Raw genomic sequence first — 14,882 nt, 5'->3', positions numbered from 1 at the left:
AGCGTTCGTGGTCGACGGCAGCGGCGCGGTCGAGGGGGACGGCATGCTCATCACGGATGATTTCCTGCCCGTACCGGTGCCGGAGTCGCTGGACGCGACCTATCTGGTGCCGATCACGGGGCTGCCGAGGGTCAGCCCGAAGACGGCGGTGGAGGCCCTGGCCGGCCGGCTCGCCGAGCCGGTGCACGGGCTGGCGAAGCAGATGCTGGCCAGCCCGCTGATGAGCGTGGACACCCGGCAGATCAACGAGTTTCCCCAGCTGCCGCCGGACCTGCTCACCGCGTTCGGCGCCACCGAGGCCCAGCTGGCCCGGCTGGCCGCCGCGACGCACCTGGTGGTGGTACAGGCGGAGTACCGGCCCGGGTGGCCGCCGGCGCACGAGTGGGCGGCCCGGGCGGTGGCCGCAGCGATCGCCGAGACGGTCGACGGGGACGTGGTGGACGTCTTCGGCCTCCAGTTCCTGGACCCGGCGGCCGCGCTGCGCTCCCTCCCTGACGCCGAGGGCCGGATCCGGCTGGTCGACTGGGTGCTGGTGCCGTACTCGTCGGACACCGACGGGCTCTGGTTCACCACCAAGGGGCTGCGCCGCTTCGGGCTGCTGGAACTCCAGGCCCAGGGCGTGCCGGACCACCTCACCCGGGCCTGGGGCGCGGTGATGACCGGTGCCGCGCGGCGGCTGCTGCGGGACTGGACCGAGGGGCTGGCCGGCGAGGAGGTGCCGGCGTTCGTGCAGCTGCCGGTGCTGGCCACGGTGACCGGGCACGACATCGCGGTGGCGTACGGGAATCCGGAGCAGCACGGCGCGACCGCGCCGGTGCTGCTGCGGCTGGAGCTGGACCCGGCGACCGACCCGGACGCCGACTCGTTCCTCACCCTCGGCCCGCCGCCGGGTCATCCCGGGCCGGCCGGCCGCTACTTCGCCGCGGCCTGCGCCACCCTGTTCAGCGGCATCCAGCCGGACGTCCGGTACACCCGGCCGGGCGACGCGATGAGCAGGGCGATCGCCGCGGCCCGGGCCGGGCTGGGCGACATCCGGGCCCGCTTCGTCGCCGGCCAGCTGCCCGCCGAGTCGCAGCTGGTGGTGAAGTACGGCCTGCCCGGCGACGACGGCCCCGAGTACGTCTGGGCCGGGGTGACCTCGTGGGAGACCCCGGAACGAATCGCCGGCGCCAGCGCCAGCGACGCCAACAGCGACCCCACGGTGCGGATCGGCGCCCGGGTGGTGGTGGAGGCGACGGACGTCGTCGACTGGGCCGTCCTGGACGGCACCGGCGTCATAGAAGGCGGCTGGACCCAAGCCGTCCTGGACGCCGGCACCCCCGACTAACCCCCCACCGCCCCACGCCCCTGTCGATCATGAGGTTGACGGCCGTCTCGATCTCCTTCGACGCCGCCAACCTCATGATCAACACCGAGGATCGGTCAGCGGACGGAGGGTTGGATGAAGGGGGGGCGGTGCAGGCGGAGCTGGGCGCGGCGGCCTCGGATGTCGACCTCTACGGTGTCGCCGTCGGGGTGGTTGTCGGCGGTGTCGATTAGGGCCAGGGCGATGCCCTGCTTCTTCGTCGGGCTGAACGTGCCGCTGGTGACGGTGCCGATCCGGGTGTCCCCGGCGTACACGGCCATGCCGGGGCGTGGGATGGCCCGGTCGACCGCCTCGAGGCCGCGCAGCGTACGCCGGGGGCCGGCGGCCTTCTCGGCGAGCAGCACGTCCCGCCCCCAGAAGGCCGGCTTGTCCCAGCCCACCGCCCAGCCGGAGCGGGCCTGCACCGGAGTGATCTCCGGGGACAGATCCTGCCCGTGCAGCGGGTATCCCATCTCGGTACGCAGGGTGTCCCGTGCGGCCAGCCCGCAGGCCCGCAGCTCGTACGCCGCGCCGGCGGCGAACAGCGCGTCCCACACGGCGACCGCGTGCTCGGCCGGGACGACCAGTTCGTAGCCCAGCTCGCCGGTGTAGCCGGTGCGGCACACGGTCAGCTCGACCCGGTCGAGCGTCGCGCTGGAGAAGCTCATGTAGTCGTGGTCGGTGGGCAGGCCCAGCGCGCCCAGCAGCTCCGCCGAGCGCGGCCCCTGGACCGCGAGGACCGCGTACGCCTCGTGCTCGTCGGTGACGACCAACCCGGCCGGCGCGGCGGCGCGCAACCGGCGGACCACCTCGGCGGTGTTCGCCGCGTTCGGGATGAGGAAGACGTGGTCGTCGGCGTGCAGGTAGGCGATGATGTCGTCCACCACGCCGCCGGTGGCGTCGTCACAGCAGAGCGTGTACTGCGCCTTGCCCGGGCCGATCCGGCGCAGGTCGTTGGTCAGGCAGGCGTTGACGAAGTCCGCGGCGCCCGGCCCGGTGATCCGGGCCTTGCCGAGATGCGAGACGTCGAAGACCCCCACCCCGGTACGCACCGCCGTGTGCTCCTTGAGCACGCCGCCACCGGCGTACTCCAGCGGCATCTCCCAGCCCCCGAAGGGGGCGAACTTGGCGCCGGCGGCGGTGTGTCGCTCGTGCAGCGGGGAACGGCGCAGTCGGGTCACGGCGGCGGCGGAGGTCACCTCGGTCATGGTGGCAACTTACCGCCAGCTGGCAGGCTGGTTAGCATCGGCGGGACCCCGTCGGAGCTCATCGGCGGGACAGCCACGCGTCCGGCGGGTAGGTTGCCGCCGGAGACCTTCATCGCCGGTACGCGACGACGCGGCCGGCCCGGCCCGCCCGGAGTAGCCTCAGTGACATCGCCCAGTACCACCCTCAGCCTGGTCGACACCGATCCCGCCGAGCTCGCCGTCGACGCGATCGTGATCGGCGTGCACAGCCAGACCGCAGAGCAGGAGTCCGGCGCACCCGCCGGCGCCCTGCTGCTGGCCAGCGGCGCGGAGAGCATCGCCGCCGCGTTCGATGGCAAGCTGACCGAGACCCTGGCCCTGCTCGGCGCGACCGGCGGCGCGGGCGAGGTGATCAAGCTGGCCACGCTGGGCACGGTCACCGCCCCCGTCGTCGCCGCCGTCGGGCTCGGCCCCGAGCCGACCGGTGCCGCCCCGGCCCCGGAGACCCTGCGCCGGGCCGCCGGCGCCGCGGTGCGCGCCCTGGCCGGCGCGCCGCGCGTCGCGCTCACCCTGCCGCTGCCCGACGACGCGGACGCCCCGGCCGCGCTGCGCGCGGTCGCCGAGGGCGCGCTGCTCGGCGGCTACCGGTTCGCCGGTTACAAGACCAAGCCGCAGCCGGCCCGGCGCGAGCCGGTGGCCGAGGTGCTGATCGCGGTGCCGGACGCCACCGACGCGACCGCCCAGGCGGAGATCGCCCGGGCCCAGGCGGTGGCCGGCGCGGTGCGGACCAGCCGGGACTGGGTCAACACCGCCCCGAACGAGCTGCGTCCGCCGGCGTTCGCCGAGGCCGTGGCCACCGCCGCGCGTGAGGCCGGGCTCGGCGTCGAGGTGCTCGACGAGGCGGCGCTGGCCGCCGGCGGCTACGGCGGCATCCTCGCCGTCGGGCAGGGCTCGGAGGCGCCGCCGCGGCTGGTCAAGCTGACCTACACCCCCGAGGGCGTCGGCAACGGCAAGCGGGTGGCGCTGGTCGGCAAGGGCATCACCTTCGACACCGGCGGCATCTCGATCAAGCCGGCCCAGGGCATGTGGGAGATGAAGTCCGACATGGCCGGCGCGGCGGCGGTCGGCGCGGCCATGCTGGCGGTCGCGGCGCTCAAGCCCGCCGTGGCCGTCACCGGCTACCTGCCGATGGCGGAGAACATGCCGTCGGGCACCAGCTACCGGCCGGGCGACGTGATCAGCATGTACAACGGCAAGAAGGTGGAGGTGCTGAACACCGACGCCGAGGGCCGGATGATCCTCGCCGACGGCATCGCCCGAGCCTGCGAGGACGGCGCCGACTACCTGTTCGAGACGTCCACCCTGACCGGCGGCCAGGTGGTCGCGCTGGGCAAGAAGATCGCCGGCGTGATGGGCACCCCGGAGCTGTGCGAGCGGGTGAAGGCCGCCGGCGAGGCGACCGGCGAGCCGGCCTGGCCGATGCCGCTGCCGGAGGACGTGCGCAAGGGCATGGACTCCGACGTGGCGGACATCTCGCAGGTCAACGCGGGCATGGACCGGGCCGGTCACATGCTGCAGGGCGGCGTCTTCCTGCGCGAGTTCGTCACCGAGGACGTGGCCTGGGCGCACATCGACATCGCCGGCCCCGGCTATCACTCGGGCGAGCCCACCGGCTACTGGACCAAGGGCGGCACGGGCGTCCCGGTCCGTACCCTGCTCCACCTGGTGGACGACGTCGCCGCCAACGGCTGACGCCAGCACGAGATCCACTCAGTTTCGGGGAAGTTGCTGCCTCCGCAGGCCGGGAGCCAGCAACTTCCCCGAAGTTGCTTCAGAAGAGCTCGGGGCGGCGCTTGCGGCGTTCGTTGTAGTCGCGCATGCGTTGCGGGTAACCCATGAGGCGCACGTCGTAGATCGGGATGGCGAGCTGGTGGGCGAAGCGGCGGGCCTCCTCCGGGCCGCTGACCCGGCGCCGGGTCCACTCGCCGTCGTCGGCGATCAACATGACCGTGGTCTCGGTGACCGTGGTGCGGGGTTCCAGAAACACCTCGACTCCACGTCGGGTGCGGACAAAGTTCTCAAGATGCTCCAGATCGGCGCGGTCTGCGACCCGGTCGCGGCTCACCGCGCCCGTGCGCTTGCGTCGTCGGAACAGCCCCACCGCACCCAACTCCTCCCCCTTATGTCATTGAAGACGGTGCCAAGCGTACGTGGTGGAGACGTGTCGTTGGGCACCTCGGTACGCGCTCCGTCCCCGGTGGTGACAAGATGACCGAGGTGGGGTGTGCCTGTTACGCCCCCGTAACCCCCGATGCAGTGACGCGACCAGGGAGTTGGACGTGAGCGAGCCGAACGACGCAGCCTTCGACATCGTGATCCTCGGAGGTGGTAGCGGCGGCTACGCGACCGCGCTGCGCGCCGCCCAGCTGGGCCTGTCAATCGCCCTGATCGAGAAGAGCAAGCTGGGCGGCACCTGCCTGCACAACGGCTGCATTCCGACGAAGGCCCTGCTGCACGCCGCCGAGATCGCCGACCAGACCCGCGAGTCGGAGCAGTTCGGCATCAAGGCCGAGCTGGTCGGCATCGACATCGCCGCGGTCAACTCGTACAAGGACGGCGTGATCTCCCGGCTCTACAAGGGCCTCCAGGGGATGCTCAAGGGCAACAAGGCGATCACCATCGTCGAGGGCCACGGCAAGCTGGTCGCGCCGAACACCGTCGAGGTCGACGGCAAGCGCTACACCGGCCGCAACATCGTGCTGGCCTCCGGCTCGTACGCGAAGAGCCTGCCGGGCCTGGAGATCGACGGCGAGCGGGTCATCACCAGCGACCACGCCCTGGTCCTGGACCGGGTCCCGACCTCGGCGATCGTGCTCGGCGGCGGCGTGATCGGCGTCGAGTTCGCCAGCGTCTGGAAGTCCTTCGGGGTCGACGTGACCATCGTCGAGGCGCTGCCCCGCCTGGTCGCCGCCGAGGACGAGGAGTCGTCGAAGGCGCTGGAGCGGGCCTTCCGCAAGCGGAAGATCAACTTCAAGGTCGGCAAGCCGTTCGAGAAGGTCGAGAAGACCGCGAACGGCGTCAAGCTGACCATCCAGGGCGGCGAGACCGTCGAGGCCGAGCTGCTGCTGGTCGCCGTCGGTCGCGGCCCGAACACCGCCAACCTCGGCTACGAGGAGCAGGGCGTCAAGATGGACCGCGGCTACGTGCTGACCGACGAGCGGCTGCGCACCGGCGTGCCGAACGTCTACGCCGTCGGCGACATCGTGCCGGGCCTGCAGCTCGCCCACCGCGGCTTCCAGCAGGGCATCTTCGTCGCCGAGGAGATCGCCGGCCAGAACCCGGCCGTGATCGACGAGGCCGGCATCCCGCGGGTCACCTACTGCGACCCCGAGCTGGCCTCGGTCGGCCTGACCGAGGCGAAGGCCAAGGAGAAGTACGGCGCCGACAAGGTCAAGACGTACAACTACAACCTGGGCGGCAACGGAAAGAGCCAGATCCTCAAGACCGCCGGCTTCGTGAAGCTGGTCGGGGTCGAGGACGGCCCGGTGGTCGGCGTACACATGGTCGGCGCTCGGGTCGGCGAGCTGATCGGCGAGGCGCAGCTCATCTACAACTGGGAGGCCTACCCGGCCGAGGTGGCGCAGCTCGTGCACGCCCACCCGACGCAGAACGAGGCCCTGGGCGAGGCGCACCTGGCCCTCGCCGGTAAGCCGCTGCACGCACACGCCTGACCACGACAACCGCGGCGTCCGGCGACGGGCGATGATCCCATCAGGGAAATGAAGGAGTCTGGAGAACATGCCGGTATCGGTCACCATGCCCCGGCTCGGCGAGAGCGTCACCGAGGGCACCGTCACGCGCTGGCTCAAGCAGGAGGGCGACACCGTCGAGGTCGACGAGCCGCTGCTTGAGGTGTCCACCGACAAGGTGGACACCGAGATCCCGTCGCCCGCGGCGGGCGTGCTGAGCCGGATCGTGGTCGGCGAGGACGAGACCGCCGAGGTCGGCAGCGAGCTGGCGGTCATCGCCGGTGAGGGCGAGCAGGCCGGCGGGACCGTCGCGCCGCAGGCGGCCCCGGCGGAGGAGGCCGAGGAGGCCGCCGCCGCGCCGCAGGCCGAGGCGGAGCAGCCGGCGGTGCAGGCGTCGGTCGCCCCGGCGCCGGCGGGCGCGGGCACCCCGGTCAAGATGCCGGCTCTGGGCGAGAGCGTCACCGAGGGTACGGTGACCCGCTGGCTCAAGCAGGTCGGCGACAGCGTCGAGGTGGACGAGCCGCTGCTGGAGGTCTCCACCGACAAGGTCGACACGGAGATTCCCTCGCCGGTCGCCGGCACGCTGCTGGAGATCAAGGTCGCCGAGGACGAGACCGCCCCGGTCGGCGCCGACCTGGCGGTCGTCGGGGCGGCCGGCGCCGCGCCGGCCCAGCCGACGCCCGCTCCGAAGCCCGAGGTGAAGCCGGCGCCGAAGCCCGAGGCCGCGCCGACGCCGAAGGTCGAGGAGCCGACCCCGGGCGTCTCCTACAACGAGCCGGTGGCCGAGGCGGAGACCGCCGCCCAGCCGGCGAAGGTCGAGCAGGCCGCGCAGCCGGCCGCGCCGACCCCGACACCGCAGCGGCCGAGCGCCCCGGTGCAGGGTGGCGAGGAGGCTGCCGGCTACGTGACCCCGCTGGTCCGCAAGCTGGCCGCCGAGCACGGCGTCAACCTGTCCTCGATCGCCGGCAGTGGCGTAGGCGGGCGGATCCGCAAGCAGGACGTGCTGGACGCGGCGGAGAAGGCGAAGGCCGCCAAGGCCGCGCCCGCCGCCCAGCCGGCCCCCGCGGCGGCGGCCCCGGCCAAGCCGGCCGTGAAGCCGCAGCCGAGCGTGAAGCGGGGCACCACCGAGAAGCTGCCCCGGATCCGGGCGGCCATCGCCAAGCGGATGCAGCAGTCGCTGCACGAGATGGCGCAGCTCACCACGGTGATCGAGGTGGACGTCACCAAGATCGCCAAGCTGCGGGCGCAGGCGAAGGACTCGTTCCTGCAGCGGCACGGCGTAAAGCTGTCATTCCTGCCGTTCTTCGCCCTGGCCGCCGTCGAGGCGCTGCAGGCGTACCCGATCGTCAACGCCCAGATGGACCTGGACGCCGGGACGATCACCTACCCGGACGCGGAGCACCTCGGCATCGCCGTGGACACCGAGCGCGGGCTCCTGGTGCCGGTGATCCACAACGCCGGCGACCTCAACCTGGGCGGGATCGCCAAGCGGGTCGCCGATCTGGCCGAGCGCACCCGGACCAACAAGATCAGCCCGGACGAGATCGCCGGCGCGACCTTCACGCTGACCAACACCGGCAGCCGGGGCGCGCTCTTCGACACCCCGATCGTGCCGTCGCCGCAGTCGGCGATGCTCGGCACGGGTGCCGTGGTGAAGCGGCCGGTCGTGGTCAACGACCCGGAGCTGGGTGAGGTCATCGCGGTCCGCTCGATGGTCTACCTGGCCATGTCGTACGACCACCGGCTGATCGACGGCGCGGACGCGGCCCGCTTCCTCGTCGCGGTCAAGGAGCGGCTGGAGGCCGGCAACTTCGAGGCCGAGCTGGGGCTCTGACACCCTGACGACAGAGGGGGCGCGCGGTTCACGCCGCGCGCCCCCTTTGTTGTGTCCGGCCCCGTCGTCGTTGCCGGCCCCGTTGTCGGTGCCGGCCGGCCTCAGCCCCGCAGCTGCGCCTCGGAGACCGCCCAGAGCCGCTCGGCGGCCTCCGGTTCGCGGGCGTACACGGCGTAGCCGGTGCGGGTGCGCGGCTGGTTGGGCCCGGCCTCCTGGCAGTCCTCGAAGTACCGGCCGCCGACGCCGTCGAGCAGCGGCGAGGCGGCGACCAGCACCGAGGTGGCCGCGCCCTGCTCGGGGGTCTTCCACGCGGGCGCGCCGCCGCCGCTCAGCGCCCGCATCCGGTCCAGTTCCTCGTCGCTGACGTAGCGCTGGAGGTTGGTGCGGATCCCGCCCGGCATCAGCGCGTTGGTGAGGATGCCGTCGTCGGCCCAGCGCCGGGTGGCGTCCACCGCGAAGAGCACGTTGGCTGTCTTGGACTGGCCGTACGCCAGCCAGGGGTCGTACGGCCGCTGGCGGAAGTGGATGTCCTCGAAGACCACCGGCGAACGCAGGTGCGCCGACGAACTCACCGAGACGATCCGGGCGCCCCCGGCGGCGGCGAGGGCCGGGCGCAGCCCGGTGGCCAGGGCGAAGTGCCCAAGGTGGTTGGTGGCGAACTGCATCTCCCAGCCCGGCCCGGTACGCAGCTCGGGCGAGGCCATGATGCCGGCGTTGTTGATCAGAATGTGCAACGGCCCGTCCCAGGTACGCACGAACGCGGCCACCGAGCCCAGGTCGGCGAGGTCCAGCGGGGCGACCAGGACGCGGTCGTTGCCGGTGCTGGCAGTGATTTCGGCGGCGGCCCGGTGGCCGGCGTCGAGATTGCGGACGGCGAGCGTGATATCCGCCCCGGCGGCGGCCAGGGCGCGGGCGGTCTCCACGCCGATCCCGGAGGCGCCGCCGGTGACGACGGCCCGCCGGCCGGTCAGGTCGAGGTCGCGGACCACCTCCAGGGCGGTGGTCTCACGGGAGAAGGGGGTGCGGACGGGTGTGCTGCTGGTCATGATCCATCCTTGTCGGCGTCGGTGCGGACCGATCGTCCGGCCGATACGATGAGAAGCGGAGGATCCTCCGTTACGGCCAGCCTAACCGGAGGAGCCTCCGGTTGCCAACCGACCGCGCCCACCAGCCGGTCGCCCCGAGGAGGAGACGTGCCCGACCGACCGCTGCGCGCCGACGCGCTGCGCAACCGGCAGCGGCTGCTGGACGCCGCGGTGCACGCGTTCTCCACCGCTGGCGCGGACGTGACGCTCGACCGGATCGCCAAGGAGGCCGGGGTCGGCATCGGCACCCTCTACCGCCACTTCCCCACCCGGGAGGCGCTGATCGAGGCGGCATACCGCAACGAGCTGGCCAAACTCTGCGAGGCGGTGCCCGACCTGCTCACGGCGCTGCCAGCCGACCAGGCGCTCCGTGCCTGGATGGACCGGTTCGTCGACTACCTCTCCACCAAGCGCGGCATGGCCGACGCGCTGCGGCTGGCGATCGCCTCCGGTGCCAACCCGTACGCGCACAGCCGGGACCGGCTGCTGGCCGCGCTGGGCGAGCTGCTGGCGGCCGGCGCGGCCGCCGGCACCGTACGCTCCGACGTGGCACCCGCCGACGTGCTGGCCGGGCTGAGCGGCGTGTGTCTGGTTGCCGGCGAACCGGACCAGCGGGAGCAGGCCGGCCGTCTGCTCGACCTGTTGATGGACGGCCTGCGCCACCGTCCGGGCTGACCAGAATCCGGCCCACCGCCGACCGCCTGTTGAAAGACTCGTCCGGTGAGCGGCTTCGGGTGGCGGGGGCGCCTCGGGCCGGTGGTGCCGATGGCCCCTGCGGCCCGGGTGGACCGGTTCGAGATCTTCTTCGACCTGGTCTTCGTCTTCTCGTTCTTCATCATCACCCGGGCCACCGCGCGGGACATCAGCATCGGGGCGCTGCTGCACGCCATGCTGGTCCTCGCCGTGCTCTGGTGGTCGTGGGTGGTGCACAGCGTGGTCGCCGCCCGGATCCGGCTCGGCGAGGGCTTCGTGCCGGTACTGATGACGATCGGCATGGCGGCGCTGTTCACCTTCGCCCTGTCGCTGCCGCAGGCGTTCCAGGACGTGCGGGGCGCCGCCGGGCCAATCGTGGCGGCGGCCAGCTACATCGTGGTCCGCCTGGTGCACGTGCTGCTCTACCTGCACGCGGTGCGGGACAGCCCGAACGAGCGTCGGCAGTTGATGCGGTTCGTCCCGGAGATGGCGGGCAGCACGCTGCTGCTGCTCGCCGCCGCGCTGGTCCCCCTGGCCATACACAGCTCCGCCGCGGCGCCACTCGTCCGGGACGGGCTGTGGGCCCTGGTCGTGCTGCTCCAATACGGCACCGGCCAACTCACCGGCACCTGGACCGGGGGCCTCGCCTCGGCCGAGCACTGGACCGAGCGGTACGACCTCATCCTGATCATCGCCCTGGGCGAGTCGGTCATCTCGGTCGGTGTCGGGAGCAACCTCATCGGGCAGCCGCCCACCGCAGCGGCTGTGACAGCGGCGGTGCTCGGCATCTTCTTCACCGCCGCGCTCTGGTGGGCGCACTACGACATGATCGGACCGGCCGCCCGGATCGCCCTGCACGCGGCGGAGGACGGCCCCCGGGTCACCATGGCCCGGGACGCGTACGCGTACTGCTACCTGCCGATGATCGCCGGCATCATCCTCTTCGCGCTCGGCGCCGAGCAGATCGTGGGCCAGATCACCAACCCGCAGGTCTCCAACTGGGAGCCGGCGCGCGGCCCCGCCGAGCCGCTGCTCTTCGGCGGGGTGCTCCTCTACCTCTGCGGCAGCATGCTGTTCCAGCTGCGGACCCTGCACACCCTGAGCTGGACCCGGGTGGTCACGCTGGGGCTGCTTGCCATGTGCCCCCCGCTGGTCGACCGGCTGCCGGCACTGGGAACCCTGGCACTGCTGACCGCGATCTGCGTGGGCATGGTGGCCGCCGAGGTGGTGATCTTCGAGGAGGGCCGGACGGCGCTGCGCAGGCTGATCCTCGAGGAACGGGCCAGCCACGAGGCGCACGAGGCCGCCTACCGGGCCCACTGGCACGAGCCGAACGAGCCGGACGAGGGAGAGTGACACGGGCCGGCGGACGAAGGCCGGGTCCCATAGGGTCGGTGGCATGACCACGGGGACGATCAACGCGGCGGCGGCGGGGACCTGGCGGCTCGGCGACCGCACGGTCAACCGGATCGGTTTCGGCGCGATGCGGCTGACCGCCAACGCCGACGGCAGTCCCAGCGACCGGGACCGGGCGATCGGCGTGCTGCGCCGGGCGGTCGAGCTGGGCGTCAATCACATCGACACCGCCGCGTTCTACTTCTCGCCGCTCCGCTCAGCCAACGAGCTGATCAACCGGGCGCTGTCGCCGTACCCGGAGGACCTGGTCATCGTCACCAAGGTCGGGCCGGGCAAGGACCCGTCCGGCGCGTGGCTGCCGATGGCCCGCCCCGACCAGCTGCGCGGCCAGGTCGAGGAGAACCTGCGCCAGCTCGGCCGGGACCACCTCGACGTGGTCAACCTCCGGGTGTACGGCCCGGAGCCCCTCGCGGAGCACTTCGGCGCGCTCGCCGAGCTGCGCGACGCCGGGCTGATCCGGCACCTGGGCGTCTCCGCCGTGACGGCGGAGCAGGTCGCCGAGGCGCGCACCATCGCCCCGGTGGTCTGCGTGCAGAACTCGTACGGCCTCGGCTACCGGCAGCGCAACGACGCGCTGATCCGGGACTGCGCCGCGCACGGCACCGCGTTCGTGCCGTTCTTCTCGCTGGCCGCCAGCGGACGGGAGGCCGGCGCGACCGCAGTCGAGCACGACGAGGTACGCGCGATCGCCCGCGAGCACGGCGTGACCCCGGTCCAGGTCCGGCTGGCCTGGACGCTGCACCAGGGCCCGAACGTGCTCGCCATTCCCGGCACCGGCAACCCCGACCACCTCACCCAGAACATCGCCGCCGGCGCCCTGCGCCTCACCAGCCCCGACCTGACCCGCCTCGACCCGGTGCACCAGGGCACCTGACACGCCCCGCGCCAAGGTCCGCACAACTTCGGGGAGGCTGCTGCCTCCGGGCGCCGGCAGGCAGCAACCTCCCCGAAGTTGTCTCCAGCACGAGGGCTGGCGCGGGGGGATTCGCCCGTCGGCAGAATCGGCGGGCGCGGGGTGGCCGGGGCGAGGGCGGGCGCACATGCTGGGGCGATGCCGATCTTCTCCGTACAGGCCCGGGCCACCGACGCGGCGAGCTGGCTCGACCTGGCCCGCCGGGTCGAGGCCGCCGGCTTCGACGCGCTGACAGCCGCCGACCACCCGGGCCACGGTGCGTCGCCGTTCGTGGCCCTGGCCGCTGCGGCGGCGGTGACCTCGACGCTCGGCCTCGGCTCGTACGTCTCCAACGCCGGCGTCCGGGATCCGATCCTGCTCGCCACCGACGTGGCCACCCTCGACGTGGTCTCCGGCGGCCGGGCCCGGCTCGGCCTCGGCGCCGGCCACACCCCCGCCGAGTGGCAGGCCGTCGGCCGCGAGCGCCCCGACGTCGCCGGTCGGGTACGCCGCTGCGTCGCCGTCGCCGAGGCCGTCCGCGACCTGCTGGCCGGCGAGGAGGTCACCGTGGACACCCCGGACCTGGTCGCCCACGCCGCGCGCCTCACCGAGCTGCGGCCGGTCCAGGCCCACGTCCCGCTCACCATCGGTACAGGCAACTCGGCGCTGCTGCGCTGGGCCGGCGCGCACGCCGACGTGGTGGGGCTGATCGGCGCCGGCCGTACCCTCCCCGACGGGTACACGCACGAGGTGCGGTGGCGGGCCGACCAGATCGAGGCCCAGATCGCCCACGTGGCGGCCGGTGCCACCGGCCGCGCCACGCCGCCCGCCCTGGAGGCCCTGGTCCAGCAGGTCACCGTGACCGACGACGCCGAAGCCGCCGCCGCGACGTTCGCCGAGCACGCCGGCCTCACCACCGCCGAACTGCTCGCCACGCCGTTCGTCTTGATCGGCACGGCCGACGAGATCGTCACGGCGGCCGCCCAGCATCAGCGCCGGTGGGGCATCACCCGCTTCGTGGTACGCGCCGACGCCGTCGACGCGCTCGCCCCGCTCCTCCCCCGCCTGGCTGCGGCCTGACCAACTCCGGTTCGCCGGGTAGCGCTCCTGGTCTACCACCACAGGCACACCAGACGGGGCAACGCCGCCTAGCATCTCATGGTGATCGATGAACGGTTTGAACTACCGGCCACAGTGGATGAACGGACCCTGCTGGACACCTTCCTCGACTACCAGCGAGACGCGCTGGTCCGCAAGTGCGCCGGGCTCACCGACGAGCAGTTGCGCCTACGCCCGGTGCCTTCGTCCAGTCTCTCGCTGATCGGCCTGGTGCGGCACCTGGCCACGGTCGAGCGGTGGTACTTCCAGGCGGTGATCGCCGACGCGTTCCCCGGCGACCTGTTCGACCGCGGCGACGACTGGGACGTCGACTTCAACGACATCGAGGATGCCACCGGCGCGGAGATGTTCACGATCTGGCACGCGGAGGTGGCGGAGTCCCGCCGGATCACCGGCGAGCGCCCGCTGACGGCGGTCGGCCGTTCCCCCGACAGAGGGCAGGAATACTCACTGCGCTGGGTGCTCACGCACATGATCGACGAGTACGCGCGGCACCTCGGCCACGCGGACCTCATCCGCGAGGCGATCGACGGCCAGACCGGCGAGTGACTCATCCCGCTCAACGGCGGCGGGTCCGTACCCGAAGATATGAGCATGCGCATCCTCATGGCCGGCGTGTCCGGCTTCCTCGGCACCCGGCTGGTCGACCGGCTCACCGCGGACGGGCACCAGGTCACCCGCCTCGTCCGCCGCGCGCCGCGTACCCCTGACGAGCGGCAGTGGAACCCGTCGGCCGCGCAGCTCGACCCGGCGGTGGTCGCGGACGCCGACGCCGTGGTCAACCTGGCCGGCGCCGGGGTGGGCGACCGGCGCTGGAACGACGAGTACAAGCGTCTGATCCGGTCCAGCCGGGCAGACAGCACCACGACCCTGGCCATCACCATCGCCGGGCTGCCCGCCGCCGACCGACCCGCGGCGATGCTCAACGCCTCCGCGGTCGGCTGGTACGGCAACACCGGCGACCGGGTGGTCGAGGAGGACTCTCCCGCGGGCGAGGGTTTCCTTGCCGACGTCTGCCGGGTCTGGGAGGCCGCGACCCGGCCGGCCGAGGACGCCGGCGTACGCGTGGTGCGGCTGCGCACCGGGCTGCCGCTGCACCGTGACGGCGGGATGCTCAAGCCGATGCTGCTCCCGTTCCGGCTGGGCATCGCCGGGCGGCTGGGCGGCGGCCGGCAGTGGCTGCCGTGGATCTCGATGCGCGACTGGCTCGACGCGGTGGCCCTCCTGCTGGCCCGCGACGACCTCGCCGGCCCGGTCAACGTGGTCGGCCCGAACCCGGTCACCAACGCCGAGTTCACCAGGGAACTGGCCCGCCAACTGCACCGGCCGGCGATCATCCCGATCCCCGCGCCGGCCCTGAAGATCGCCCTCGGCGGCTTCGCCCACGAGGCCCTGACCAGCACCCGGGTCCTCCCCGGCGTGCTCACCAAGGCCGCCTTCCCCTGGACCCACCCCGACCTCCCCTCCGCCCTGCACGCCGCCCTCACCGACTGACATGCGTCGATCATGAAGTTGTTGCGCCGACACGCCGGGCAACAACTTCATGATCAACGGGGTCAGGC

General features: G+C 72.7%; 13 protein-coding genes. 10 read left to right on the top strand and 3 right to left on the bottom strand.

Annotated features, from left to right (window positions below):
* Positions 1-43 precede the first annotated feature (43 nt).
* Entirely contained in the window at positions 44-1,327 is a 1,284-nt protein-coding gene (locus AB0C02_RS19750; protein WP_357549866.1) for a DUF2314 domain-containing protein, read from the top strand.
* 95 nt (positions 1,328-1,422) lie between these two features.
* Here the strand turns inward: AB0C02_RS19750 and gcvT are convergent, their stop codons facing one another.
* Positions 1,423-2,553 (bottom strand): glycine cleavage system aminomethyltransferase GcvT, encoded by a 1,131-nt coding sequence (gcvT, locus tag AB0C02_RS19745; protein WP_357549807.1) that lies wholly within the window; start codon positions 2,551-2,553, stop codon positions 1,423-1,425.
* A gap of 162 nt (positions 2,554-2,715) precedes the next feature.
* On the opposite strand from gcvT, the gene AB0C02_RS19740 reads away from it, so the two are divergent.
* Positions 2,716-4,284 (top strand): leucyl aminopeptidase, encoded by a 1,569-nt coding sequence (locus AB0C02_RS19740; RefSeq protein ID WP_357549806.1) that lies wholly within the window; start codon positions 2,716-2,718, stop codon positions 4,282-4,284.
* Positions 4,285-4,363: 79 nt separating this feature from the next.
* Here the strand turns inward: AB0C02_RS19740 and AB0C02_RS19735 are convergent, their stop codons facing one another.
* A complete protein-coding gene (locus AB0C02_RS19735) occupies positions 4,364-4,693 on the bottom strand; it encodes a hypothetical protein (protein ID WP_357549805.1) in 330 nt (109 codons plus the stop codon).
* A 178-nt stretch (positions 4,694-4,871) separates the two neighbouring features.
* Between AB0C02_RS19735 and lpdA the strand changes: the two genes are divergently transcribed.
* Positions 4,872-6,263, top strand: coding sequence for a dihydrolipoyl dehydrogenase (gene lpdA, locus AB0C02_RS19730; protein ID WP_357549804.1), 1,392 nt, complete (start codon positions 4,872-4,874; stop codon positions 6,261-6,263).
* Positions 6,264-6,330: 67 nt separating this feature from the next.
* A complete protein-coding gene (gene sucB, locus AB0C02_RS19725) occupies positions 6,331-8,115 on the top strand; it encodes a 2-oxoglutarate dehydrogenase, E2 component, dihydrolipoamide succinyltransferase (RefSeq protein ID WP_357549803.1) in 1,785 nt (594 codons plus the stop codon).
* Between the two features lie 101 nt (positions 8,116-8,216).
* Here sucB and AB0C02_RS19720 read toward each other — a convergent pair whose 3' ends face one another.
* Positions 8,217-9,161 (bottom strand): SDR family NAD(P)-dependent oxidoreductase, encoded by a 945-nt coding sequence (locus AB0C02_RS19720; RefSeq protein ID WP_357549802.1) that lies wholly within the window; start codon positions 9,159-9,161, stop codon positions 8,217-8,219.
* 147 nt (positions 9,162-9,308) lie between these two features.
* On the opposite strand from AB0C02_RS19720, the gene AB0C02_RS19715 reads away from it, so the two are divergent.
* From AB0C02_RS19715 to AB0C02_RS19690, 6 genes are all read left to right on the top strand, one after another.
* Positions 9,309-9,875 carry a TetR family transcriptional regulator gene (locus tag AB0C02_RS19715; RefSeq protein WP_357549801.1) on the top strand — a complete coding sequence of 189 codons (567 nt, stop codon included), beginning with the start codon at positions 9,309-9,311 and terminating at the stop codon, positions 9,873-9,875.
* A gap of 45 nt (positions 9,876-9,920) precedes the next feature.
* A complete protein-coding gene (locus AB0C02_RS19710; protein ID WP_357549800.1) occupies positions 9,921-11,249 on the top strand; it encodes a low temperature requirement protein A in 1,329 nt (442 codons plus the stop codon).
* A gap of 43 nt (positions 11,250-11,292) precedes the next feature.
* Positions 11,293-12,183: an oxidoreductase gene (locus tag AB0C02_RS19705; protein ID WP_357549799.1), complete on the top strand. Its 891-nt coding sequence runs from the start codon at positions 11,293-11,295 to the stop codon at positions 12,181-12,183.
* A gap of 177 nt (positions 12,184-12,360) precedes the next feature.
* Complete coding sequence (locus AB0C02_RS19700) at positions 12,361-13,281, top strand: LLM class flavin-dependent oxidoreductase (RefSeq protein ID WP_357549798.1); 921 nt, start codon at positions 12,361-12,363, stop codon at positions 13,279-13,281.
* An 81-nt stretch (positions 13,282-13,362) separates the two neighbouring features.
* Complete coding sequence (locus AB0C02_RS19695) at positions 13,363-13,869, top strand: DinB family protein (RefSeq protein WP_357549797.1); 507 nt, start codon at positions 13,363-13,365, stop codon at positions 13,867-13,869.
* Positions 13,870-13,914: 45 nt separating this feature from the next.
* The gene (locus AB0C02_RS19690; RefSeq protein WP_357549796.1) at positions 13,915-14,814 is read left to right on the top strand and encodes a TIGR01777 family oxidoreductase; all 900 of its coding nucleotides are present in this window, start codon (positions 13,915-13,917) and stop codon (positions 14,812-14,814) included.
* Positions 14,815-14,882 lie beyond the last annotated feature (68 nt).

It is taken from the genome of Micromonospora sp. NPDC048999 (assembly GCF_040649295.1).
In the GTDB taxonomy this organism is placed as follows: domain Bacteria; phylum Actinomycetota; class Actinomycetes; order Mycobacteriales; family Micromonosporaceae; genus Micromonospora.
Note: the sequence above shows the minus strand (reverse complement) of the source record. Positions and strands in the feature narration are given on the sequence as shown.